The organism is Marinobacterium marinum (assembly GCF_013868415.1).
Classification (GTDB): domain Bacteria; phylum Pseudomonadota; class Gammaproteobacteria; order Pseudomonadales; family Balneatricaceae; genus Marinobacterium; species Marinobacterium marinum.
The window spans coordinates 19677-43991 of record NZ_JACEMT010000031.1 but is presented as its reverse complement, the minus strand read 5'-3'; the positions used below and the strand labels follow the sequence as shown (position 1 = coordinate 43991).

The following is a 24315-nucleotide window of genomic DNA, read 5'->3' as shown; positions in this document are numbered from 1 at the left end:
GTCGGGACCGCCGGGTCAGGCCCAGCGATCCAGCCCTTCTTCATTGATCAACATGCGGATCAGGTCTGTTCTGCAGACGATACCGGTCAGTCTGTCATCATTGCTGATGACAGGGATGGCCGTAATGGCATAGCGCACAAAACTGGCAGCCAAGCTGGTGACGGCGGTATCGGGCGAGGCCACGATTATCTGCCGCTGGTAGGCCTGGCTGATGCTGATCGGGGAATCGGTACCGCGTCGAACGATATCTTCCCGTGACAGCAGTCCCAGCGCGCGCTGGTCTTCATCAACGACCACCAGGTGCGATACTTCCTGATTCAGCATCATCTCCCAAGCCTGGCGCAGGCTGGTTTTCAACGGGATGGTCAACACCGGGCTGGACATGATCTGCCCGGCCTTAAGAGATGGATGTCGGGATGTTTCCGGGGCGGAACCGCTTTTCTGATAGGTTTTATAATCACTGTCCTGCCGAGACGGGAGCTGAAAGCGCTCATGCGACAGCTCCAAGCGCTTTTCCAGTGCCTGTTGCTGGCGTATGGGCTCATCTCCACCCGGGACACTCGCGCTGGCCTGGCCGGCACTGAGGGCTTCGACGCCACGCTGACGAAATAGCGAATCCACCGGCGTCTGGATACGATACCCCTGGTCATATACCACAAGTGCCATAACCTGCTACCTCCGCAATTGCACCGGTATTCTGATTATAGCGTCTGTCGGATCAGATGCCTGATCGTAAATCGTGCCGGGTGAATGATTCGGATCAGTTCATCTTCCAGGGGCAGAGGTGCTCCACTGATCTGTCCGGCCAGCAGCTGTGCGCTGATAGGGCAGCTGATCAGGCCTTTGGAACCGTGTCCGGTGTTGACAAAGAGTCCGGGCAGCAGAGGGGGGGGTGTATCGAATTGCCAGCGTGCGTCATCCCGCAGCTTGGCGTAGGTCGTCACAAAGCGCTGCTGATCGGCTACCGGGCCGACCAGGGGCAAGTAGTCGGCGCTACTGCAGCGCAGGGCGGCACGGCCCTGCCGGGGCTGGCAGGCCAAAGCATCGGCCAGTTGCGGCAGGGCCCGGTGCAAAATGTCCAGATTGTGCTGGTGTTCGGTGTCACGGATATCCAGCCGAGTATCCTTGAGCTTGAACGAGGCGCCAAAGCAGTAATGCCCCTGCAGTGGTGGCGATATATAGCCCTCGCCGCAAACCACGGTATTCAGTGGCGGCATTCCGGATGGTTGTTCCGTTTGCGTGGTTTGGCCGCGGATCGGCTTGAGGGGCAGGTGCGCCAGCTGTTCGAATCTCAGGGCTTCATTGGCGCAGCAGATGACAACCCGGGCGGCACTGAAATCCGTGCCGGCCAACTGCCAGCCGGTATCGGTCGGCTGCAGTGCTTCAACCTGCATGTTGTAGTGGCACTGGATCAATGGGTGGTCCAGCAGGTAACGGCAAAGAGCCGGTGGTGATACCCAGCCTGCTGCAGGGAAAAACAGCGCGGAAGAGGGGCAGGGCTGCGCGGCCAGCTCAGAGGCCTCGGTTGCTGAAACGAGACGCACCAGAGTGTCCGGGTAGGCTCCCGTTTCGATCAGCTGCTGTTGTCGTTGCCGTTCCTTGTCGTTTGTTGCCAGTTGCAGAACGCCACACAACTGGCCAAGTGTTGGGTACAAGCCCTGGAGGTGCCGGATCAGTGCACGAGTGTAGTTGAGTCCGGCCAGGTGGAAGCGACCGGGAGGCGTAGGTTTTGCCGGCAGCTTGGCATAAAGCGCCCCCTGCGGATTGCCGGACCCTTCAGCAGCGGGGGCAGAATGACGTTCAACCACAAGTACGGGCAGGCCTTGCTCGGCCAGTGCACGTGCAGTTGTGGCTCCGGCCAGCCCCGCGCCAATCACGATGACAGGGCGGTCGTCTCGGATGGGGGGCGGGCGTTGAAACCAGACGGGCTGCCCGGCAGGAGGCCTGTAGCCCGACGGGCCTGTAAAGGTGCCGCAGATCATCTCCCGCTTACGGCCAAAGCCCGGGATTTTTTGAATTTCAAAACCGGCGGCCTCAAGTCCCCGCCGTACCAGGCCGGCAGCGGTGAAGGTCGCGCAACTGGTACCGGGGCCGCTCAAACGGGCGATCTGTTCAAACAGTTGCTCGTTCCACAGTTCCGGATTTTTAGACGGGGCAAATCCGTCCAGAAACCAGGCATCTACGCGAGCATCCAGTCGGGGCAGGCTGTCCAGTGCATCACCGAGCAGCAGAGTCAGCAGGACACGGCCTTCATCGAAACGCAGAGTGAAAAAACCGGGTACCGGGGCCGGATAGGCGTTCAGCAACTGCGCCGCCCCATCAGCGAACTGAGGAAAGGCTGCCAAGGCACGGGCCAGATCATCAGCTGTCAGTGGGTACTTTTCACAGGAAATGAAGTGCAGTTGTCCTTGCGCGGGTGCCTGTTGCAGCCAGAGAGCCCGGGCACAGAGAAAATTGAGACCGGTACCAAAACCGGTTTCGGCAATGACGAAATGGCCGCCCTTATGAGCAGAGAAGCGCTCACCGAGGCGGTTGGCGTTGAGAAACACATGCTCGGTTTCCGCGACACCGCCCGCCCGGTTGAAATAGATATCCCCGAACTGTTCTGATTCAGGGATTGATTCCTGCCAGTTCAGGCGAGCGGTACTGAGACGTTCATTCATGGTCGGCAGGCGCCGGTGGCTGTTGCTCGCGAGCCGATGCGATCAGGTGCTGTGCCCTTGTCCGTTGCAGGGCCGGGTTTTCATGGTGCAAGGCCGTCTTGGCCAGCATGTGCGCGGTAATGGGCGCGGTGATCAGCAGGAACAGCGTAATCAGAAGCTCATGCAGACTCAGGTAGCCCTGATTGACCGACATCATCAGCATGGATGCAATCAAAATGCCGCCCATGCCGACAGTGGTGGCCTTGGTGGGTGCGTGCAGGCGGGTATAAAAGTCCGGCAGGCGGCTTAAGCCAATCGAGCCGATCAGTACGAACACGCCGCCAATCAGGAGCAGAATGGTGATGAGTAGTTCAACCCAGAAATTCATATCAGGACCTATTCGATGATGTCGCCGCGCAGCAGGTATTTACACAGCGCCACGGTGCTGACGAAACCAAGCATTGCAATCAACAAGGCGGCTTCGAAATAAAGGTTGGTGCCCATATGCATGCCGTACAACAGAATCAGGGCGATGCTGTTGATGTACATGGTGTCCAGCGCCAGGATGCGGTCCGACAGGTCGGGGCCGTGCAGCAGGCGCCAGAGATTGAGGATTAGCGCTACGCAGAGCATGCCGCTGACAATCAGAATAGCGGTGTTCAGCATGCGAAGATCTCCTTCAAAGGGGCTTCGTAACGGGTTTTGATGGTCTCGATCAGTGCCTGTTCGTCGGTCAGATGGAGTGCGTGAACATAGAGCCAGCGCTGGTCATCGGACAGTTCGGCGCTGACGGTTCCCGGTGTCAGCGAAACGGTACTGGCCAGCACGGTCAGCGGCAGATCAGAGGTGATATCCAGCGGGACGGCGACGAAGGACGGCCGGAGTTTGCGCATCGGCCCCATAACCAGCAGTGCCACTTCAATATTGGCGACCACGATATCACCCAGTACACGGAAGGCATAGCGAATCGCCAGCAGCGGTCGGTGTACGATCGGCTGGGGTGTTTGCAGTGGTGCGCAGAGCAGCGGGATGGCGAGGGCCAAAAAAGCGCCCAGTACCAGGTGTCCCGGTGCGAGTGTGTTGTTCAGCAGCAGCCAGACGACAAACAGCAGAACGCTGTGGACCGGCATGGGCAGCCAGCGAAAACGTTTCATGATTCACCTCCCGGCAGCAGCAGATGGAGCGAGTCCGGTACCTGGTGCAACTGTTGGGCGGCAGCAGCCGTGTACTCGGTGATCGGGCCTCCCAGCACGACCAGGAGCGGTGCACCAAGCAACAACAGTACTATCGCGGCGACCTGCCAGCGAGAAGCGGGATCGGCCTGAGACTTGTCGTTGCTGCGGCGCCAGAACAGCGTGGTGCCACTGCGAGAAAGCGCGATGATGGTTACCAGGCTGCTGAGCAGAATTCCGGGCCAGGCCCAGAACATTTCGGCGGCGTTCTGAGCTGCCTGCAACAGCAGAACCTTGCCGACAAAGCCTGAAAACGGGGGAATCCCTGCAACGGCCAGTGCCGCGATCAGGAACATACTGCCCAGCAGTATGGGCTGACGCACCTTGCGTGACATGACAAAACGGTCACCCGCCTTGCCGCGCTGATGACTGATCAGATCGGCCACCATGAACAATGCCGCGCAGACCAGTGTGCTGTGTACCAGATAGAAGAGCCCGGCAGAGGTTGCTTCTTCATTTTGCAGTGCGACCGAAATCAGCAGGGTGCCAACGGATACGATTACCAGATTGGCGGTCAGTTCACGCAGGTTGGGGCTGGCCAGGGCTCCGATGCTGCCGGCCAACAGTGTCAACAGTGCCAATGGCCAGATCCAGGGCTGGGCGATAAAGGCCAGATCACCGGCATTGGCGCCGAAAATCACCGTATGCACACGGTAGATGCTGTAAATGCCCACCTTGGTCATGATGGCGAACAGTGCCGCGACGGGGGCGCTGGCGGAGGCATAGGTACGTGTCAGCCAGAAGTGCAAAGGCAGCATGGCAGCCTTCAGGCCAAAAACGGCCAGCAGCAGCAGCCCGCCGGCCTTGGCCAGTACCTTCTCGCCCTCGGACAGGGCGGCGACTTTGGTGGACATGTCCGCGATATTCAGGGTGCCGAGAGTACCGTAGAGGATGCCCAGAGCAAACAGAAACAGGCTTGAGCCGACCAGGTTCAGGGCCACGTAATGGAACCCGGCCTGGGTTTTCTGCTTGCCGCCGCCATGAATCAGCAGGGCATAGGACGCGATCAGCAGTACTTCGAAAAAAACGAACAGGTTAAAAATATCACCGGTCAGAAAGGCACCGTTGATGCCCATGACCTGTAGCAGAACCAGCGGATAGAAATAGGCGCCGGTACGGTCGTCGCCGGCACAGGCATACAGCAGAGATGCAAGTCCCAGCAGAGAAGTCAGCGTAATCAGCAGCGTGGAGAGGCGGTCGGCTACCAGTACGATACCGTAAGGAGGTTGCCAGTCGCCCAGCACGTACAACTGAATGCCCTCGGCTGCGCTTTGCTGCAGCAACAGAATACTGCTGAGCAAGGTCAGGGTGGCAATGCTCAGGGCACCGAAACGTTGCCGCTCCAGCGTGCTGGCCAGTGGCGGCAACAGCAGCAGCAAACCGCCGATCAAGGGCAGCAGAATGGGCAGAAGAGGAAGGTGTTCGCTCATGCGTGCTCCTTCTTGCGACGCGGTTTCACGGCAGGCTGAGGCGGCAGACGGCCATCCACATGATCGTTGCCCAGGTCGGCTCGGGCACGCATGGCCAGAATGACAATGAACGCGGTCATGGCGAAGCCGATTACGATAGCGGTCAGGACCAGCGCCTGGGGCAGCGGGTCCGTGTAGCTGAATGAGGTGCCCAGAATGGCCGCGCCTTCAAGCTTTAGACGGCCGCTGGAAAACAGGAACAGGTTGACTGCGTAAGACAGCAGCGTCAGTCCCAGTACGACTGGAAAGGTGCGTCCCCGCAGGCAGAGGAATATGCCCGAGAAGGTGAGCAGACCGACACAGGCGGCGTAAACAGCTTCCATTATTCAGACTCCGGCTGAGTAGCACGATGGTTGGTAGTGAGTTTGCCCAGGTTGGCAAGAATCAGCAGGGTCGCCCCGACCACGGTCAGATAGACACCCAGGTCGAACAGCATGGCGCTGGCCAGTTCGAATTCGCCAATCCAGGGCAGATGGAAATGATCGAACCATGAGGTCAGGAAGGGGCGGCCGAATGCCCAGCTGCCGAGCCCGGTCAGGGAGGCGATCAGCACCCCGCTGGCAATCAGCCATTGGTAATCGATCTTCAGACGCGTCTTGATCCAGTCCACCCCGTGCGCTACATACTGCTGGACCAGCGCCACAGATGTCACCAGACCAGCGATGAAGCCACCGCCGGGCAGGTTGTGGCCGCGCAGGAAAATGTAGACGGAGACCAGTAACGCCAGTGGCAACAGGCTTTGTGAAATCACCGCCAGCATGACCGGGTGGCGATCGCGTGCCCAGGGGCGGCCATTCTCGTCTCCGGCCGGCATGAACAGGCGCATTCGGGCAATCAGCTTGTAAATGCCCAGGGCCGCAATGCCCAGCACGGTGATTTCGCCCAGGGTATCGAAGCCACGGAAGTCGACCAGAATCACGTTGACCACGTTGGTACCGCCGCCACCGGTCTTGCTGTTGGCCAGGAAAAAGTCGGAGATGCTCTCCAGCGGACGGGTCATCAGGGCATAGTTGATGGTGCCGATGATGCCGCCGATGATGGCAGCAATACCCAGGTCACGTACCACACGGCGTGGGGAGGATTCCTTGGGCGTTTTTTGCGGCAGGAAGAACAGTGCCAGCATCAGCAGGATGACGGTCACGACCTCGACCGACAACTGGGTCAGTGCCAGGTCGGGGGCCGAGAAACGGGCAAAGGCGATCGAAACGATCAGTCCCACTACCGACAGAGTCAGCAAGGCAACCATTCGCTTGCGATGCCATATCATGGTTGCCAGTGCGCTGAGGCAGAGCAACAGGGCGGCAGTCATTTCCACAGCATCAATGGGCAGGTGCGGGCGGAGCCCGGCCGTGGTGTTCAAGTCCATCAAGGGACCGGCAGTCAGTACAAGTGCGAACAGCAGCAACAGCAGCATATAGCGCTGCAGCGAACCGTTTTCGAAGAACTTGTGCATGCGGGTCGCACCGGCTACCAGTGACTGGATCAGGCGCTCGAAGACCAGTTTGGCGTCCGTTTCAGGGAACTGGGCCTGGAAGTGGTACAGATGGCGACGGTTGTAGTACACCATCAGGCCGCCGAGCATGGCGATCAGACTCATCAGCAGGGGCAGGTTGAAACCGTGCCAGATCGACAGGCTGTATTCCGGCAGGCTTCCGGCCAGTACGGCTGAAGATGCGGATGCCAGCAGGCCGCCAACGATAAAGCTCGGGAAAATACCGACCAGCAAACAGAGCGTGACCAGTATTTCGACCGGGATACGCATGTAACGCGGCGCTTCGTGCGGTGTTTTGGGCAGGTCGATCGGCTCACCGTTGAAAAACACGTCGTGAATAAAGCGGGTGGAATAGGCCACGGAAAACACACTGCCCAGTGTCGCCAGTACAGGCACCATCCATGACAGGGACCCCAGTGCGACCTGGTGCAGGGTTTCGGCAAAGAACATTTCCTTGGACAGGAAGCCGTTCAGCAGCGGCACACCTGCCATGGAGGCTGCAGCTACCATCGCCAGCGTTGCGGTATGAGGCATGTACTTCCAAAGGCCATTCAATTTGCGCATATCACGGGAGCCGGATTCGTGGTCGATAATCCCGGCTGCCATGAACAGGGAAGCCTTGAAGGTTGCGTGGTTGATGATATGGAAGATCGCGGCAACGGCCGCCAACTGGGTATCCATGCCCAGAAGCAGGGTGATCAGCCCCAGGTGGCTGACGGTGGAATAGGCCAGCAGCCCCTTGAGGTCATGCTTGAACAGGGCGATATAGGCCCCCAGCAGCAGGGTGGCAAGGCCGGTCAGGCTGACGATCAGGAACCAGAGTTCGGTGCCGGACAGGACCGGATAAAAGCGGGCCAGCAGGAAAATACCGGCCTTGACCATGGTGGCCGAGTGCAGATAGGCACTAACCGGCGTCGGGGCTGCCATGGCATGAGGCAGCCAGAAATGAAATGGAAACTGGGCGGATTTGGTAAAGGCACCCAGCAGTACAAGGATCAGTGCAACCGGGTAGGCGGCATGTTCACGCAGGGTATCTCCGCTGGCCAATACCGTACCGAGGTCGTAGCTGCCGACAATATGCGCGATCAGCAACAGTCCTGCCAGCAGCGCAAGGCCACCGGCACCGGTAACGGTCAGTGCCATGCGTGCGCCCTTGCGGGCATCGCTTTTGTGGTTCCAGAAACTGATCAGCAGAAAGGAGCTGATACTGGTCAACTCCCAGAACAGCCACAGCTGGATCAGGTTGTTGGCGGTGACGATACCAACCATGGCTGTCATGAACAGGATCAGGTAGGCATAGAAGCGGGGCATGGAATCCTGTTCGGACAGGTAATAGCGTGCGTACAGAATAACCAGCAGGCCAATACCGAGAATCAGGATGCAGAACAGCAGCGCCAGACCATCCATTCGGAACGACAGATCCAGCCCCATGGCCGGTATCCAGCTATAGCTCTGTTGCAGGGTGGCACCATCGAGAATCTGGGGTGCCAGGCCAAACACGATCGCCAGCGCGATAGCGGGGAGTACCCCGGTGAACAGGGCGCAGGCACTACGTCCGAAGCGTCCACTGAGCAGCGGAATCAGGGTGCCGATCAATGGCAGTAACGGAATCCAGAATAAGCTCATCCTACAGTCTGACCCATGTTAAAAATGAGAGTAACGTGGCATATTAACAGATTGGAAATGAGAGCCAAACCGGTAGTGTCTATTGATGTGGACAACGGGTTCTGGCAGGAGCTGTTGTGTATTCGGCTCGAGAGTGCTTTTCATGTAAGAGGCCTCAGAGTTAGCACTCTGGTTTTTTAAGCCTTATTGTGACGGTGCTCTCAGGCTTATATTGAATTTTATTTAGTTTTTTTATAAAGCGTATGTTTGATCTTTAGGGCTGGGGTTTTGGGTGGTTAATAGTTCTGATAATGATGTTTTTAAGCCTGCTTTACATGGGTGGAGAGGGTTTGCCGCTATAGCCGTTTTGTTATTCCATTGGTCTCAATTCTTTCCAGATATGGCGAACGTCATGTCTGATTTTGATTTTTTTGGAAGGCAGTGGGATCTCGCGATGCAAATCAGTTTTGGTTGGTTGGGGGTGCCGATCTTTTTTGTTCTTTCCGGATACCTTTTAGGGGGGAAACTGGAAGCTGTTAAAATGGACAGGCTCGAGCTTTTATATTTTTTCAGGAATCGCTTTGCCCGCATATATCCGGCTGTATGGGTGCAGATTTCAATATTGGTTTTGGTGTCGCTGTATGTAAATGGACTTGTTTACGATTATGATTACTATCAATTGCTGATGAATGCACTTCTTTTGATTAATTTGCCACCTGATTTTATCAAGCCAATGAATGGCGTTTGGTGGACACTTCCTATCGAATTGGCTTTTTATATGGTGCTGCCGTTTATTGTCTTTTTTAAAAGAAAAATGGGTGGTTTTTTTGTTTTTTTTGTTGCGCTTTTAGTGACCGTCTTGTGGAGGATTTATATTTTTAATAAATATTCAGGTGATAACTACCTTGTTCATTTGCCAATTTTAGATGCGTTGCCTGGAAATATTTTTGCTTTTGTTTCGGGTTATTATATGTCGACATGGCGGGTGAGGTTTTCTGATATTAATAAGGCGGTTATTCTGTGCTGTACTATTTTTAGTATTTTTGCCATGCAGTATTGGCTTGATGTGGTGGGCGATTTTTATTGGAATGGGAGTTTTTTGCTTGTTTTCTGGAATTCTTTTGTTGCATTCCTTTTGACTGTCATGCTGTACCTGACGCTTGATCCACCCAGAGGGTTTTGCTGGGTTAAATCGAAACTTTTTGTATATTTTGGAGACATAAGTTTTGGTATTTATCTGTGGCATTTGCCGATATTGATGTGCATGGGGTTGCTGTGGCCGGATGTTTGGCGAGGGGTATACGGGAGTCTGTTGGCGTTGGTGGTGGTAATGCTGTCATCTGTACTTGCAGGGCATTTGAGTTACAGGCTGGTTGAAAGACCATGTATTCGATACGTTAAAGATTTGAACCTCCAGTTGAGTAAGGTCGGATGAAAATAGGTGAAATGCTTGTCGCCAAAGGCAAGGTGAGTGCTCGCGATATCGAGCGGGCGCTGGTTGCCCAGGAGGAAATGGGCGGCTTGATTGGTCAGGTGCTGCTGAAGCTCGGGCTGGTGTCGGAAAAGGACCTGCTGGAAGCGCTCAGTGAACAATTGGATGTGCCTGTCGTCAGCGCGGAAGAATATCCCGAAGAGCCCGTCAGGCTGAATGGGCTGTCGTCTGATTTTTTGGCCAGCAATAATGTTGTCCTGTTGAAAAATGCAGGTGGAGTGCTGGTTTGTTCCGCCGCAATGCCGCATAGCGACTATATCCGCAAGGGGCTTGAGCTGGCGACAGGGCTGTCGGTAGAGCTGCGTCTTGGAGCTGAATCGGATATTCAGGCTGCGTTGGAAAAGGCGCTGGCATCAGATACGGCAGAAGCCGAGGATGAAGTCGCTCAGGATATTGACGGCGGTGCTTTTATTGAGCACTTGAAGGACCTGGCCAGTGAGGCGCCGGTTATACGGGCAGTTAACAAAATTATCCATCAAGCGCTTGATTACGGGGCATCGGATATTCATTTGGAACCGTTTGATGACGGCTTGCACCTGAGGTACCGAGTTGACGGTGTCATTGAACAGTATGAGGCACCAGCGTCCGCACTGGCTGCGGCTATTGTTTCCAGAATCAAGATACTGGCGCAAATGGATATTGCCGAACGCCGACTGCCTCAAGATGGGCGTATCATGACGCGCGTTAAGGGGCGAGAGATTGATTTGCGTGTATCATCGATACCGACTGTTCATGGCGAGGGATTGGTGCTGCGTGTTCTGGATCGGCAAAGCATCAACTTGAGCCTAAGTAAGATGGGGTTCAGTGCTGATACGTTAAAACGATACACTCAGTTGTTGCACAAGCCTCATGGCGTTCTATTGCTGACGGGGCCTACAGGTTCGGGTAAGACCACAACCTTATATGCGTCACTTGCGTCTTTGGATGCTGATAAGCTGAAAATTATCACGGTTGAAGACCCTGTTGAGTATCAACTGCATGGCATTAATCAGATACAGGTCCAATCTCAGATTGACTTGAGCTTTGCTCGTTCTCTGCGCTCAATTCTTCGTCAGGACCCGGATATCATCATGATCGGCGAAATGAGGGATACCGAGACGGCGCAAATTGCGGTGCAGTCAGCCTTGACTGGGCATTTGGTGTTATCAACCTTGCATACCAATACGGCTGCGGGCGCCATTACGCGATTGGAAGATATGGGGGTGGAGCGCTATCTGGTGACCGCTGCCGTCAATGGCGTCCTGGCGCAAAGGTTGTTGCGACGCTTGTGCAGTCATTGCAAAACCGAAGTCGAAGTTGAAGCGGGTGTTGCACGGGATACAGGGCTGGAGCGGTGGCTTGGCGATGGGGCGGCGCAGATTTTCAACGCCAACGGCTGTGAAGCCTGCAAATATACAGGATATTCGGGACGTACGGCGATTCATGAACTCTTCGTGCTGGATTCGGATGTGCAGAAAGCCATACAATCGGGCGCGGGTGTCAGTGAGTTGCATGAATTGGCCTGTCGCAAGGGTATGCATACATTGTATGAGGACGGTTTGAGAAAAGTGGCGGCAGGTGAGACTTCGCTGGAGGAATTGTTGCGTATTACTCAGGATCAAGACGGTGATGATGGTGTATAAATTCAATTTATTTTGTGCGTTTGGCTTAAGCTGACAATGCCACAATTTCAGTACTCTGCAGCCGGAAAGAGCGGGTCAGTCGTGTCGGGTGTTATCACTGCGGCCAGTCAAGATGCTGCCATGCGACAGTTGCGAGGGCAGGGACTTATACCCATAGAGGTGTCGGCAGAGCCGGCAGCGGGGATTGCTTCGTCCAGTGTGGCTTCCTCTCCTGTCAAGGCCAGAAAGGGAGCGATGAACAGAAATGACCTGTTGTCGTTTACCAGTGAATTGGCCGTGTTGCTGAAAGCCGGGCTGCCGGTTGATCGGGCGTTGAAGGTACAGGCTGAAATGGCCAGCAAGCAGGCATGTGCCGAGCTTTACACCCGGTTACTGGAAATGGTCAAGTCCGGGAAACGCCTGAGTCACGGGTTCGAGTCGGAAGGAGACATGTTTGATGACTTTTACATCAATATGGTGCGAGCCGGAGAGGCAAGCGGAGATCTGGCCGGCATTATGCGAGCTCTGGGTGAGCACCTGCAGCGTGGTAGGGAAGTCAGGTCAACGATCATTTCCGCACTGATTTATCCGGCTATTCTACTGGTTGTGGCTGTACTGGCGATTGCCGTTATGCTGGGTTTCGTTGTGCCTCAGTTCGAATCTCTTTTTTCGGATATGGGGGATGCACTGCCGGTAATGACCAGTTTTGTTATAGCGCTAGGGGATGTGGTCAAGGCCTGGTGGTGGCTGATGGTACTGCTTTGTGTGGCTGTATATCACTGGGTGCGAAGGTCTGTTGCTACGCCTGCGGGGAAGCTGAAGCTGGATAAGTTTATGCTCGGAGCACCTGTGCTGGGAGCGATCCAATTGAAATATGAAATAGGGCGTTTCTCACGGACGCTGGGAACTTTGCTCAATAATGGGGTGTCTTTGGTGGATGCATTGAAAATTGCGGTTGCAACCATTGGAAACTCCCAGATAAAACAGGAATTTTCTTCTTTGGAGTCAGCCGTGAAGTCGGGGACTCGTGTTTCCAAAAGCTTGCAGGAAAGCCGTTTTGCAACACCGATGATTATTCAGATGGTGCGAGTGGGAGAAGAATCGGGCCAGCTTGGGGAGATGCTCTCTGAAGTGGCGGATGTCTATGATCAAGAGGTTCAGACTCAGGTGAAGCGTGGACTGACCCTGCTCGAACCCGTGTTGATTTTGATCATGGGCGGAGTTATTGCATTGATTATTCTGTCCATCTTGATGGGCATTTTGTCTGTGAACAGTTTGGCGGGATAAACATAATTGAACAGGTGTAGATACATGTTATTGAAGCAGAAACGCTCGGAGCGAGGCTTTACTCTGGTAGAACTTTTGGTGGTGTTGGCGATTCTGGCGCTTTTGGCCGGTATTGTGGGGCCCAGGGTTCTGAATCAGTTGGGAGGCGCCAAGAGTGATACGGCGAAAGTTCAGATTGGCGATTTTGAGCAGGCGCTCGAGATGTACAAGCTGGATGTTGGTCGTTTTCCAACAACCGAGCAAGGACTTCAGGCCTTGATTCAACAGCCGACGGGTGCGACTGGCTGGAATGGCCCTTATCTGAAAAAGCGTAAAGTGCCGGTTGATCCTTGGAATCAGGGGTATGAATATCGTTTTCCGGGACAGCATGGTGATTATGACCTGATGTCTTTGGGCAGTGATGGCGCGCCTGGGGGCGATGGCGAAGCGCGTGATGTCGTCAATTGGGAGTGAAGATCGCATTCTGAAACCGGGTCAGAAAGGGCGAAGCTCGGGCTTTACCCTGCTGGAGTTGATGGTCGCTTTCTCGATTGCTGCGTTGCTGGTTGGAGTGACAACGCCGGCGGCGATCAAAATGTATGACTCGATGCAGTACAGGGATACGGTTAGAGGCGTAGTCGGTGCTGCGCAAAAGGCCCGCCTGATGGCCCTTTCCGAGGGTGTTTCTGTAGATATGGTAATTGATACACATGCCCGTTCGCTCCAGACGGTAAAGGTTTCTCGGCAGCTTCCTCGAGATGAGTCGTTACCGTTTGGGCGTGTTCTGGTGTTCCCGGATACGCTTGGCATGGAAGCTGTGACGGCTTCGGATCTTGCGCGGGAAGGGCGGAATATCATTCGTTTTTATCCCGGTGGAGGTTCGTCAGGGGGGAGTATCAGTATTCTTCGAGCCGAAAATATTGGTATTCGTGTGCGTGTTGATTGGCTGACAGGGTTGGCGTCTCAGGAAAGGCTGGACGTTTTGTGACCGCACCCAAGTGTAATACTGGTCGGCAGCAGGGTTTTTCCCTGTTGGAAATGTTGGTTGCCATGGTGATTCTGGCCATGTCGTTGGGTGTGTTGTATCAGGCTGCGGCGGGAGCGACACGTAATGCTCGTGTGGCCAGCGGTTATACAGAGGCGTTGGTGATTGGGCGCTCCCTGTTTGAGCAGAACAGGGTTGTGACCGTGCTGGGTGAACAGAGTGGGTCTGCCGGTAGCAACGGAAAATATGAATGGCTGTTGTCCGCAGATGAAGTAGCTACCGATGTTGAGACTGCCCCAGATACGGCCAAGCTCGCGCAGTTGGAAATTCTGGTGAAATGGCAGGATGGGGATGTGCAGCGGCAGATTCTGTTGAATAGCAGAGTTCCCCTCAAGTTGGAACAGCCATGATGAAACGACCGTATGCCAAGGGCTTCACTCTGGTTGAGGTGATTGTATCCCTTGCGGTTCTTTCCATGATCCTGCTTGCCTTGGTGGCGTCCATGCGAATGTTGGCAGACACTCAAGAGCGCCTGAATGAAAGAGTGGAAGCGACGCAGAGGTTCCAGGCGGTGTCGGGTTTTTTGACTGACGTGGTCAGGCATGCGCTTCCCCTTGCAAGTCACGCGGAAGACAATAGCGACATGCTGCTGTTTGAAGGGGCAGAGGAGCAGTTGACGTTAGTGGCTCCAGTACGCTCGGCAGGCCAGGTATCGGGTCTGCAGGTTGTGCGCTTTCAGCTTGATGGAACAGGGCGATTGCTGGTTTTGTTTTCGGTATTTCCTGATGTGGAAGAGGTGCGTTGGGATGAACTGGAGCAGCATGTGTTATTGGATGGAGTAGAAGCACGTTTTGCCTACCGGGCAGAGGCCGGGGGCGAGTGGCTGGATATTTGGGATAGTGATGAGTTACCCGAGCTTGTACGGTTGAGGGTTAAGCTGGATCGATCACAGTGGCCCGACCTGCTTATTCGCCCCTTGCACTTTTCCAAGGGAGGTTCGTGATGCGGTCGGGTGCTGCCTTGTCGCAGCGGGGGGTCGTGTTGCCGATGCTCCTGTGGATGGTAGCGGCTTTGACTTTGCTGGTCGCGGGACTTGTGTCGCAGGCGAAAACTGATGTGCGCATGGTGGATCATTACCGCAGTCAAATTGAAACTGAAGCTTTAGCTTATGGCGCACTCAATCAGGCTATGTGGGACTTGGCAGTTCAAGGGATGAGTTTGGAAAGCCAAGAGGATGTTGGCCCAATTATGGAGCGGCATTATCGCATGAATGGGGCTCGGATGAGGGTAAGCTGGCTGCCTGCATCGGGGCTCATAAGTCTGAACCACGCCAGTGCAGAACTGTTGCATAAAATGATCGGCTCTGTTTTGAGTAGTGAGGATCAGACTGCGGAAATTGTCCGCGGTATCATGGCGTACAGGCAGAACGATACTGGCAAAACCTCGGAATCGGGATGGGCGTTACCCTCTTCCGGGGAGGCTAGGCAGCAGTTCAGAGTGATTGAAGACTTGCTGAAAATTTCTGGTGTTACACGTGATATATATGACCGGCTCCAACCTGTTGTGCATGCTTTTGTAGACGGTGAGGCAACGGTCAATATGCAGTTTGCTCCGCCGGATGTGCTGTTGCTGGTGCTGGATCAGGATAGAGAAGCGGTTGACCTCATAATGTCCGACAGGCAGGATGGCGCTCTTGAAATGGCGGCGGATGTTTCGAATAGTCGCCGGTTGGCAGGTGTTCAGGCCGAACTTGGTAATCTCAGAGTTGATGTGGATGTCACCTTGCCATCATCAGTGGTGATGTCTCAGCGTTTTTGGGTACGGTTTACTGAGGCGGGCGATCTTCCCTGGCAGATAGAGCGGGTCGAGCCTGTGGTAGCGGCATCCGGGACAGGGTATTGAGATAGGATTTTATGGCAATCAATAGAAATCAGTTCAACCTGTTCGGGCTTAATCTGGTCACTGGTTATGAATATGTCCGTGATGGTTTGCGTGAACTGTTTCATGACGACGATGCCTGGTTGAAGCAGCGCCTTGATCCGGCTGTGATGTTGCTCAGGCCAGGAGGGCGCAATCAGGTTTTCAAAGCGGGGGTGCTGCAGCGCACTGAAAATATGGGCAAGGCCGAGACGGACTTGTGTGCCATCGCCTTACCGTCAGAGAAAGTTTTGTTGAAGACAATTTCCTTGCCCTTGTCCATCAGATCCGACGTCAATCGGATAGTGGCGAGTGAGGTGTTGGCCCAGAGTCCCTTTCCTGCTGATGATACTTGTTACAGCTGGCGTGCTCTGGAGTCGGGCGAGAGCGGTTTGCAAGTTCGAATAGCAATCTGTGCAAATAGTACCGTGCAGGGATTGCTGAAGGAGCATCAGGGATTGTTCAGTGCGTTTCAGGGTGCTCCAGAAGTGTGGTTTTTGCCCGCAGATAGTGAGCGACCTTTGGTGTTTGAAGGGTTTGGTGAACATCAACGGCGCGGGCGCTATCGACGCAAATTGGCCCATGTTGCTGCTTTGTGTGGGTATTCTGTCCTGGTGGTCGGGTTTTTACTGGCACTCCCGATGGTTGTTAAAAGTTTTGAACTGCGTTCATTGGAGAAGCAGCTGTCTGAATATGAAAACATGGCTCAGCCGGCTATGAATGCCAGGCAAGCACTGATGGGCTATAACGAGCGAGCAGCTGAGTTGCAGAACTATGTGAACAAACAGCCGGAATATCCGGATGTTCTGGCCTATATAGCCCAAATGACACCGGATGAGGTTTATTTACACAGTCTGGAAATTGAAAGCTCGGGGGGGGTGAAGGTGTCGGGTAGCGCTATTGATGCGTCTGTCTACCTGCAAGCTCTTATTAAGGATGAAATGTTTACTGATGTTAAGGCATTGCAGGCATTTCGCAGAAACGAGCGTACAGGAACCGAGCGTTTCGTTATTGAAATGACGTTGTCGCAAGCCGAGGATGTGGAATAGTGCTGTTCGGTAGAGGCAAAAAACGGTCCGAGGTCATACTTACTGCTGCCTTGCTGATGGTGGCTGTTCTGGTGCTGATGATCGGTGCTGCTGCAGTGGGTAGCTATCAGAGTTATGTGGCGAAAATTGACAGGCTGGAGCCTCGACTTGCCCGGTTGAAAGGTTTGGAAAGTGTACAGGCACGTGTGCTGAGTGCGGAAGAGCAAATGGCACGGCACCTTGACAGTCTGGTGTACCCGGCACAACAGGAATTGTCGGTTGTTCAGGCCAACTTGCAGCAGACTGTTCGGTCCTTGGCTGACAGGGCTGAAGTGAGCATATCAGGGACGCAGATATTGAATGAGGCGGCACGCGGGAAGCAAGGCCGTGCATCGGTCAAGCTCACGGCGACAGCTGCGGCAGAAGGTGTGCAGCGACTGCTGGATGGCATACTGTCAGCGAGGCCGATATTGTTGATTGAGCGGCTAGAGATAACGCCGGCTCGGGTGCGACGAGGCGACCTGACTCAGAATGTTCAGTTGGAACTCACTGTCAGTACGTTCAAGGCAGCTTCATGAAAGATCGTCTTATTCAACGTTTTCAGTATTTGGCTATAGGGTGTACCGCTCTGCTGTTATTGGCAGTTGCTTATGCGGCTTTCGCGGTTAGCCAGTATCAAGCGCCAGGGCCGGAATTACCGGCAGCAGCGACATTAAGTGCACAGAAAATACGCTTCAAGCCAGTCAGTCAGGTCAAGGGAAATGCCTTTGTTGAGCGTCCGCTTTTTTGGGAAAGCCGGCGGCCTTATGTTCCGGAGGCTGTTGTCGATGTCGAAAAGCCTGTACGCAAGGGGCCGGACCCCTTTGAAGACTACGAACTTAGCGGGGTTTTTTCAGGTGATGCGGGGGTAGCTGGCGTTATTTTATTGAATGGTCAGGAGCGTGAGCGCCTGATGCTTGGGGAGCAGTTGCATGAATGGGAGCTGACCTCCTTGACGCCGGAGCGTGCAATCTTTTTCCGTATATCCAGCCAGGGCTACGAAGAAAAAACATTGGAGCTGGTGCGAGCGGTATCGGTCGCTGCGCCAACTCAGCCATCAAGAGTAGTGGAAAAGGTCGAGGCAGAGTCAGAGCCTTCTATATCATCGCCACAAGAAGATAAATGAGTTTATGTTGAGCAAACGCCGTTACTCCCGATACACAGTCAGTTTATGTCTGGGTGCAGCCCTGATGGTAACGGGCTGTAGTGAACAACTGACAAAGCCGACTGCCACGCCTGAGGTGTTGCCTAATCCGGAAGTCGGGTCGTTGTCCCCGGCAGCAGAAAATCCAGTGACGCCGCTTGGTACAGCCCAAGAAACCGGTTCGGGTGCGGAACAGGCCGAGATCGGGCAGCAGTCGCCTATTCTGTTCCCCGGTAATGATCGTGTCGTGCGTTTGCCGAAGGCGCGTGCTCCGGTCAAGCTGGAAGGCGAAGCCGTGAGCCTGAATTTTGAAGAGGCGCCGGTAACTGAAGTAGTGCACGTCATACTGGGGGAAATACTCCAGTTGGATTACGTGATTGATCATCCATTGTCTGGCGAAATAACGTTGCGTACACGCACGCCCATGCCGCGTGATCAGTTGCTGCCGACACTGGAAAGTTTGTTGTTGGCCAATAACGCTCTGATGGTACGTGATGCTAATGATCGTTATTTTGTAAGTGCATCCAAAAGCGTCAGCAGTGTACTGCCCAATTATACCAGCGCCGATACCAAGGGGGCTGGCTATGCTCATGTTGTTGTGCCTTTACAGTACATTGGCGCGACGGAGATGGCTGAAATATTGAAGCCGGTCGCCACGGATGATGCCTTTATCAAGATCGACACGCGCCGCAACCTGTTGATTTTGGCAGGTACGCGGAACCAGTTGGATGGTTGGAATGACATTATTGCAACCTTTGACATCGACCAGCTACAGGGTATGTCGGTGGGTATTTTCCCGCTGAATAACAGTACGGTTGCGGATATTCAATCGGCGCTTGGGCATTTGCTTGGCAGTGGTGGAGAAGGGGAGGCTGTGCCGGGGTTGTCGTCCCTGATCCGAGTCTTGCCGATTGAAAGCCTGAACAGTGTGTTGGTAGTGACTCCCAGGGCTCATTACCTGGAGCAGATCCGTTCATGGATCGATAAACTGGACTTCTCACAGGCGGCTGCGGATGAGCCCAAGTTACATGTTTATGAAGTTCAGAATGGTAATGCGGGGCATTTGGCGTCCTTGTTGAGCCAGATTTACGCAGGCAGTGGTGCGCAAGCAGCATCGTCTGCACCGGCTGATTCGGGGGTGGCGCCTGGGTTGACTGAATCTGCTGCCGAGGGGACAGGTACTGGCACAACCGCGGGAGCGGCTGGCAAGAAAAGTAAAAGCAGCGGTTTTGCTTTGGGGGATAATGTCAGGGTTGTTGCTGATGAAACCAACAACTCGCTGCTTATTTTTGCGCCGCCTAAAGAGTACGCAAAGATTGAACCTGCACTGAAAAAGCTGGATATCATTCCGACGCAGGTGCTGATAGAGGCCAGTATCATTGAGGTCACGCTCAAGGATGAGCTGCAATATGGCCTCGAGTGGCACCTGAATAATGGTTTTGGCAGTGGGCATGATGGCGAAGCGATTCTGAGTCTGGGCGAAAATACAGCGATAGGTCCGAAAGCTCCGGGCTTCTCATACAGCATTACCAACTCAGCAGGTGTCATGCGTGCCGTGATCAATACCTTGGCTGACAAGTCCCTGGTCAATGTTATCTCAACCCCATCCATATTGGTGCAGGATAGCCATACGGCTTCTATTCATGTCGGGGATCAGCAGCCGATCCGCTCATCTCAGACGATTACAGATGGTGGTAATACGTCAACATCGATTCAATACAAGGACACCGGCGTCAAGCTGGAAGTGACGCCGCAAGTGAATGCGGGTGGTCTTGTCAGTATGGCGATTTCACAGTCGGTAACTGATGTGGGAAATGTGGATGCCGCCACTGAACAGCGGGCATTTCTGGAACGAAATGTCAGCAGTCAGGTCGCAGTGCGCACGGGAGAGTCCGTTGTGCTGGGTGGATTGATTCGTGACAACAGCAGCAATGGTAAGCTGGGTGTGCCGATTCTTCAGGATATACCAGTGTTTGGGAATTTGTTCAGTAAAACGACTCGCAATGAGCGCCGTACTGAGTTGTTGATCTTCATTACACCCAGAGTGATGCGTGATGAGCAGGATCTACGCGATATCAGTCGTGAAATGCGCTCTAGAATGAAAGGGCTGACCCACTTCGAGGATTTGCCGAATGTGGCGCCCGAGCTGGAGATGTCGCAGAGTGAGCCGTCGAAAAGGTGACTTTAATCATGAAATTGAAACATTTGTGCATTCATAATGCGTCTGTTAATTCAGCGCTAATGCGCCGTGCGGCAGTATGCTTCATGGTAAGTGCTTTTATGGGGGGGTGTGCTTCTGTCGGAATGAACACCAGCCCGGAAGAAGTGGTGCATAAACGTGCACAGCAAAAGCTGGATGCGCTTCTGGAGTGGGATATTGATACGGCCTACGCACTGACTTCACCGGGGTACCGGGAAATCAAAGGCAAGCATCAATTTACGTCTCGCTACCTGGGAGCATCCGGTTGGCAGGCTGCGAAAGTTCAATCGGTGACGTGTGATGATGAGTACACGCGGTGCAAGGTGTCTTATCTTGTTACTTATACCGACAGGAAGCTTCCTGCGCCTGTTAAAACAAGCCTGAATGAAACCTGGATTTATGTGCAAGATCAGTGGTATTTGTATCTTCGGTAAACGGGTGTATGAAAAATATACAGACGGTTTGGTGTGAGCGAAAATGTCATTTCGGCATCCGCGATGTGCTTGCCTGCTGTAGGTTTTATATGTTAATTTGGCTCGCGCCATACGTGTTTAAAAGCTGGCATGCACAGATAAACTTGAGTAGCATAATCTCTCAAGCTGGTGGAAAAAAAATGTTTGCAAACATTTGCCTGCTTTGTTCAACAATTGGACTGTTGTCAACCTAGGAGCAACACATGAAAAAGAAAATCTTGTCCCTCGCAGTAGCTGCCGGCCTTGCCGGTGCAGTGGCGGGTACCGCCCAGGCTGGGATGCATATCAACGATAAAGGTCTTGGTGAAGCACTGATCTTCCCGTTCTACTCTGCTGAGAACGGCAACATGACCAACATCCACATCGTTAACACGACTAACCTGACCAAGGCTGTTAAAGTTCGCTTCATCGAAGGCATGAACTCTGAAGAGGTTCTTGACTTTAACCTGTACCTGTCTCCGGAAGACCACTGGTCCGGTAGTATCTACCTGGATCAGACTGGCGCGCGTGAAGGTTCTGAAAACGCTGTACTGGTAACTACCGATAACAGCTGTACAGTTCCGATGCTGGGTAAGGCACGTGGCCTGACCTCTGCCCAGAAAACCAACTATGGCGTGAGCGATGCGGACGTTGATGGCTGGACTGTTCCTGCAGTTGCCAACTACGCCGAGTCTGAAGCTGTTGTGAATGGCGGTGGGGCTATCGTGCGTCGTCAGCCGTTCACCAACTTCCAGTACGTGAATAACGGTGACAGCACTCGCATGGATCGTACGCGCGAAGGCTACATTGAAATCATCGAAATGGGTACTTTGGATCCCGATTTTGGCTTCGGTGATGACGCTGAGCACAACGCAAACGGCATGCCGAATGACTGTGGCGCGCTGGTTTCTGCGTGGGCTACTGCCCCGGCAGGTGCTTGGGCTCAGAACGCTCTGGAAGAAGTAAGCGGTAACACCGGTGGTCTGTATGGTTACGCCAGCGTAATCAACGTTGAAGATGGTACTTCATTCGGTGTGGATGCTGTTGCCATCGACTCAATGACTGATGGTCTGACTGTTCTGCATGCGGCTCCGGGTACTATTCTGCCGAGCTTGGCACAGGCGGAAGTGACTTCTACTGTGTTCGACGGTTCTGTAGCAACTGATACCACGTTCTCTGCCGGTATCGATGCAGTCAGCTCCCTGTTCATGGTTAACACCCTGTCTCACGACTTCGTTGTTGATCCGTCTCTGAACGCTTCTACGGACTGGGTTATCACCATGCCGACCAAGCGCTTCTATGTTGAGAACGGCGACAACCCGTTCACTGCAACTTGGTCTGAAGCTTCCAAGGCATGTGAGCCGGTTTCCATGACTCACTGGGACCGTGAAGAAGCGTTTATCGCTGCGCCGAATATCGACGCTGGTTTCTCTCCGATGCCGGATGTTGATACTACTTCTCCGGATGCCAACCTGTGTACTGAAGTCAGCATCATCGACTTCGCGGGTCAGAATGGTCTGAAGAGCTCCGACCGTATCACTTACGGTTTCACTCCGGACTACGAAACAGGTTGGGCGCGTCTGTCTTTCCGCGGTGCTGATCTGAATGATCCGACCCAGGTTGGAGCTGATGCTAGCAACCCGTACGGTAACCGTACCCTGTCCGGCGTTGGTCTGACCTTCCAGGGTCTGCCGGCAGTAGGCTTTGCTGTACAGAAAGTTACCAACGATGGTGTACGTGAAGGCGTTGTGATGAACTACGGTTCAGCTTCTGTCCTGAAGAGCACTACTGATAACATCGCTCAGTAAGAACTATTGCGTGTGATTGTAGTCAAAAAGGCACCTTAGGGTGCCTTTTTTTGTTTTAGTAAAAAGCATAGAATGAATGTGACGGAAACTAATATCAGCAGGTGTTAAATGAAACAGCGACTTCTACTGACTGCCAGTGTGGCAGCCGCATTGGGTTTATCTGCCGCGACAGCATCAGCAGCAATCCCTGTTAAAATCAATGGAACGAATTTGGGAAGCTTTACTGGTGTTGAAGTCCAGTACAGTGCTACCAATGGCGTCAGCTTGACTGTGCCGGGACAGAATATCGGAATTATTACGGGCCCGACCGATCCGACCGATCCGACCGATCCGACCGATCCGACCGATCCGACCGATCCGACCGATCCGACCGATCCGACCGATCCGACTCCTGGCGAAGACTGCGTGGACAGTGCAACTGTTCAGTGTGCTGAAATCACGGACTTTGGCTACAATGGCCGAGTGACGGTCACGATTCCCAAGGCTAAAACGCTCGCGACCCGTTTCTCGAGTTTCCCGTCGAACAATGTGATTTCAGGCAAGATTTCCTTTGCTGCAGCAAGCAGTGGCCCTGTGACGAATGCATGGTTATCGGAAACCCCAGGAGGGACGTCTCTCGGGGAGTTGAATCGTGAAGGACGTACGTATGATCATATGTTCTGCAGCCAGAAGAGAAGCTACGTGTATTCTTTGAACTGGACTCAGGATATGGGCGACCTGGCCAAGTGCTATTTGGCACCAGGAAAAACCTACTATTTGAACTTGCAGCACGTCGATCCTGAGCAGTCTGCTACACGTGTGTACCGCTCTATTTCCAATAGTGGTGCTGGCCTGAAGTAATTCGTTTTCAGTAAAACGGATATAGGTTTTATATCTTCCTCGGTTTATAAAACATGACCCAAACACATTTAATTACTATGTGTTCGGGTCTGTTTTTATATGGAAGATATTATTCTGAATATAGTATTAACGTAGTGAGTACCCATGTTTTCATTTAAAAAGAAAATTGCAGCGTACATTTTTTTGCCGACACTTGGTTTTACTTCTTTTGTACAGGCATCCGATAATATTCTTGAAGCAGATGGTTTTAACGTATCCGTCGAAGATTTTGAACAGTACTCAAAAGCTCAACTGCCAGAGAGCGGTCGTGAAGCTATTCTTGCTCAGGAGCAGAAAGTAAGACAGTTGGTACAGAATTTGTATGTTATCAGGGCACTGGCGACAGAAGCAAAAGAAGACAAAACGGTTGATATGGAAAAAGTCGACTGGGCTGTTGATTTTTATCGTGAACGACTGTTGATGGAAGAGCACCTGAACTCCTTGGTTGACGCTGAAATTGAGAAGATTAACTTTGAAACTTCAGCTAAAGAATATTATCAGGCCAATACGGATGAGTTTAAAATTCAGGAAAGAGTTCGTGCCCAGCACATTCTTATTTCAACTTCTGAGCGTAGTGAAGAAGATGCATTGGCTATTGCCAACGCTGCCCACAAAAAACTTAAGGATGGTGTTGAATTCGTAAAAGTTGTGGCTGAGTATTCGGATGATCCTTCAGCTGCTAAAAATCTGGGAACCCTTGGATTCTTTGGTCGTGGGCAAATGGTCAAACCATTTGAAGAAAAAGCTTTTTCGATGGATCTAAACGAAATTTCAGAGCCTGTTAAGACTCGATTTGGCTATCATATCATCATGGTTTTGGCCAAAGAGGAAGCAGGTCAGAAAAAATTCGATGATGTGAAAAGCTTTATTGTGAATAAGCTGAAGACTGAAAAAATGCGCGAAATTCGTCAGAGCATTATTAGCGATGTGAGTACAGGCGATAAAGATTTTGGTCTTAAGCTGAATGAAAAACTGCTGAAAGAACTTGAAGAAAAATATAGCAAATAACATTGAATGATTGCAGCCGCTACTTGTACTAGGTGGTGCGGCTGCATTTTATGAGT

At 53.2% G+C, this 24315-nt stretch carries 24 protein-coding genes; 16 read left to right on the top strand and 8 right to left on the bottom strand.

Annotated features, from left to right (window positions below; genetic code table 11):
- Nucleotides 1-15: 15 nt before the first annotated feature.
- From H1S06_RS01390 to H1S06_RS01355, 8 genes are read right to left on the bottom strand one after another with little or no spacing between them, the layout of a single operon-like run.
- Nucleotides 16-666 carry a CBS domain-containing protein gene (locus H1S06_RS01390; protein ID WP_181736486.1) on the bottom strand — a complete coding sequence of 217 codons (651 nt, stop codon included), beginning with the start codon at nucleotides 664-666 and terminating at the stop codon, nucleotides 16-18.
- Nucleotides 667-701: 35 nt separating this feature from the next.
- Nucleotides 702-2663 carry a bifunctional tRNA (5-methylaminomethyl-2-thiouridine)(34)-methyltransferase MnmD/FAD-dependent 5-carboxymethylaminomethyl-2-thiouridine(34) oxidoreductase MnmC gene (gene mnmC / locus H1S06_RS01385; protein ID WP_181736485.1) on the bottom strand — a complete coding sequence of 654 codons (1962 nt, stop codon included), beginning with the start codon at nucleotides 2661-2663 and terminating at the stop codon, nucleotides 702-704.
- Complete coding sequence (locus H1S06_RS01380; protein WP_181736484.1) at nucleotides 2656-3030, bottom strand: Na+/H+ antiporter subunit G; 375 nt, start codon at nucleotides 3028-3030, stop codon at nucleotides 2656-2658. Before H1S06_RS01380 ends, mnmC begins: the two co-directional genes overlap by 8 nt.
- A gap of 8 nt (nucleotides 3031-3038) precedes the next feature.
- The gene (locus H1S06_RS01375; RefSeq protein WP_181736483.1) at nucleotides 3039-3308 is read right to left on the bottom strand and encodes a K+/H+ antiporter subunit F; all 270 of its coding nucleotides are present in this window, start codon (nucleotides 3306-3308) and stop codon (nucleotides 3039-3041) included.
- The gene (locus H1S06_RS01370; protein WP_181736482.1) at nucleotides 3302-3796 is read right to left on the bottom strand and encodes a Na+/H+ antiporter subunit E; all 495 of its coding nucleotides are present in this window, start codon (nucleotides 3794-3796) and stop codon (nucleotides 3302-3304) included. The genes H1S06_RS01375 and H1S06_RS01370 overlap by 7 nt, the downstream gene beginning before the upstream one ends.
- Nucleotides 3793-5304 (bottom strand): monovalent cation/H+ antiporter subunit D, encoded by a 1512-nt coding sequence (locus H1S06_RS01365; RefSeq protein ID WP_181736481.1) that lies wholly within the window; start codon nucleotides 5302-5304, stop codon nucleotides 3793-3795. Before H1S06_RS01365 ends, H1S06_RS01370 begins: the two co-directional genes overlap by 4 nt.
- Nucleotides 5301-5666: a Na+/H+ antiporter subunit C gene (locus H1S06_RS01360; protein WP_181736480.1), complete on the bottom strand. Its 366-nt coding sequence runs from the start codon at nucleotides 5664-5666 to the stop codon at nucleotides 5301-5303. Before H1S06_RS01360 ends, H1S06_RS01365 begins: the two co-directional genes overlap by 4 nt.
- Nucleotides 5666-8461: a monovalent cation/H+ antiporter subunit A gene (locus H1S06_RS01355; protein ID WP_181736479.1), complete on the bottom strand. Its 2796-nt coding sequence runs from the start codon at nucleotides 8459-8461 to the stop codon at nucleotides 5666-5668. The genes H1S06_RS01360 and H1S06_RS01355 overlap by 1 nt, the downstream gene beginning before the upstream one ends.
- 271 nt (nucleotides 8462-8732) lie before the next feature.
- Here H1S06_RS01355 and H1S06_RS01350 point away from each other — a divergent pair, with 271 nt between their 5' ends.
- The 16 genes from H1S06_RS01350 (at nucleotide 8733) to H1S06_RS01275 (ending at nucleotide 24259) form a co-directional block, all read left to right on the top strand.
- A complete protein-coding gene (locus tag H1S06_RS01350; RefSeq protein ID WP_181736478.1) occupies nucleotides 8733-9875 on the top strand; it encodes an acyltransferase family protein in 1143 nt (380 codons plus the stop codon).
- The gene (locus H1S06_RS01345; protein ID WP_220183714.1) at nucleotides 9872-11554 is read left to right on the top strand and encodes a GspE/PulE family protein; all 1683 of its coding nucleotides are present in this window, start codon (nucleotides 9872-9874) and stop codon (nucleotides 11552-11554) included. Before H1S06_RS01350 ends, H1S06_RS01345 begins: the two co-directional genes overlap by 4 nt.
- A gap of 234 nt (nucleotides 11555-11788) precedes the next feature.
- A complete protein-coding gene (locus H1S06_RS01340) occupies nucleotides 11789-12820 on the top strand; it encodes a type II secretion system F family protein (RefSeq protein ID WP_220183713.1) in 1032 nt (343 codons plus the stop codon).
- Nucleotides 12821-12844: 24 nt separating this feature from the next.
- The gene (gene gspG, locus H1S06_RS01335) at nucleotides 12845-13273 is read left to right on the top strand and encodes a type II secretion system major pseudopilin GspG (RefSeq protein WP_181736476.1); all 429 of its coding nucleotides are present in this window, start codon (nucleotides 12845-12847) and stop codon (nucleotides 13271-13273) included.
- Nucleotides 13254-13787, top strand: coding sequence for a pilus assembly FimT family protein (locus tag H1S06_RS01330; protein WP_181736475.1), 534 nt, complete (start codon nucleotides 13254-13256; stop codon nucleotides 13785-13787). The genes gspG and H1S06_RS01330 overlap by 20 nt, the downstream gene beginning before the upstream one ends.
- Entirely contained in the window at nucleotides 13784-14194 is a 411-nt protein-coding gene (locus H1S06_RS01325) for a type IV pilus modification PilV family protein (protein WP_181736474.1), read from the top strand. The genes H1S06_RS01330 and H1S06_RS01325 overlap by 4 nt, the downstream gene beginning before the upstream one ends.
- The gene (locus tag H1S06_RS01320; RefSeq protein ID WP_181736473.1) at nucleotides 14191-14787 is read left to right on the top strand and encodes a prepilin-type N-terminal cleavage/methylation domain-containing protein; all 597 of its coding nucleotides are present in this window, start codon (nucleotides 14191-14193) and stop codon (nucleotides 14785-14787) included. Before H1S06_RS01325 ends, H1S06_RS01320 begins: the two co-directional genes overlap by 4 nt.
- A complete protein-coding gene (locus tag H1S06_RS01315; RefSeq protein WP_181736472.1) occupies nucleotides 14787-15686 on the top strand; it encodes a type II secretion system protein GspK in 900 nt (299 codons plus the stop codon). The genes H1S06_RS01320 and H1S06_RS01315 overlap by 1 nt, the downstream gene beginning before the upstream one ends.
- Nucleotides 15687-15697: 11 nt before the next feature.
- Nucleotides 15698-16750, top strand: coding sequence for a PilN domain-containing protein (locus H1S06_RS01310; protein WP_181736471.1), 1053 nt, complete (start codon nucleotides 15698-15700; stop codon nucleotides 16748-16750).
- Nucleotides 16750-17307, top strand: a complete 558-nt coding sequence (gspM, locus tag H1S06_RS01305) for a type II secretion system protein GspM (RefSeq protein WP_181736470.1) — start codon at nucleotides 16750-16752, stop codon at nucleotides 17305-17307. The genes H1S06_RS01310 and gspM overlap by 1 nt, the downstream gene beginning before the upstream one ends.
- Nucleotides 17304-17894, top strand: coding sequence for a hypothetical protein (locus H1S06_RS01300; protein ID WP_181736469.1), 591 nt, complete (start codon nucleotides 17304-17306; stop codon nucleotides 17892-17894). Before gspM ends, H1S06_RS01300 begins: the two co-directional genes overlap by 4 nt.
- Before the next feature lie 4 nt (nucleotides 17895-17898).
- The gene (gspD, locus tag H1S06_RS01295) at nucleotides 17899-20094 is read left to right on the top strand and encodes a type II secretion system secretin GspD (RefSeq protein WP_181736468.1); all 2196 of its coding nucleotides are present in this window, start codon (nucleotides 17899-17901) and stop codon (nucleotides 20092-20094) included.
- An 8-nt stretch (nucleotides 20095-20102) separates the two neighbouring features.
- Nucleotides 20103-20546, top strand: coding sequence for a hypothetical protein (locus H1S06_RS01290; protein ID WP_181736467.1), 444 nt, complete (start codon nucleotides 20103-20105; stop codon nucleotides 20544-20546).
- Nucleotides 20547-20788: 242 nt separating this feature from the next.
- Nucleotides 20789-22372 (top strand): hypothetical protein, encoded by a 1584-nt coding sequence (locus H1S06_RS01285; RefSeq protein ID WP_181736466.1) that lies wholly within the window; start codon nucleotides 20789-20791, stop codon nucleotides 22370-22372.
- Between the two features lie 108 nt (nucleotides 22373-22480).
- Nucleotides 22481-23212 carry a hypothetical protein gene (locus H1S06_RS15800; protein ID WP_181736465.1) on the top strand — a complete coding sequence of 244 codons (732 nt, stop codon included), beginning with the start codon at nucleotides 22481-22483 and terminating at the stop codon, nucleotides 23210-23212.
- Between the two features lie 144 nt (nucleotides 23213-23356).
- Nucleotides 23357-24259: a peptidylprolyl isomerase gene (locus tag H1S06_RS01275; RefSeq protein ID WP_181736464.1), complete on the top strand. Its 903-nt coding sequence runs from the start codon at nucleotides 23357-23359 to the stop codon at nucleotides 24257-24259.
- Nucleotides 24260-24315: the final 56 nt, after the last annotated feature.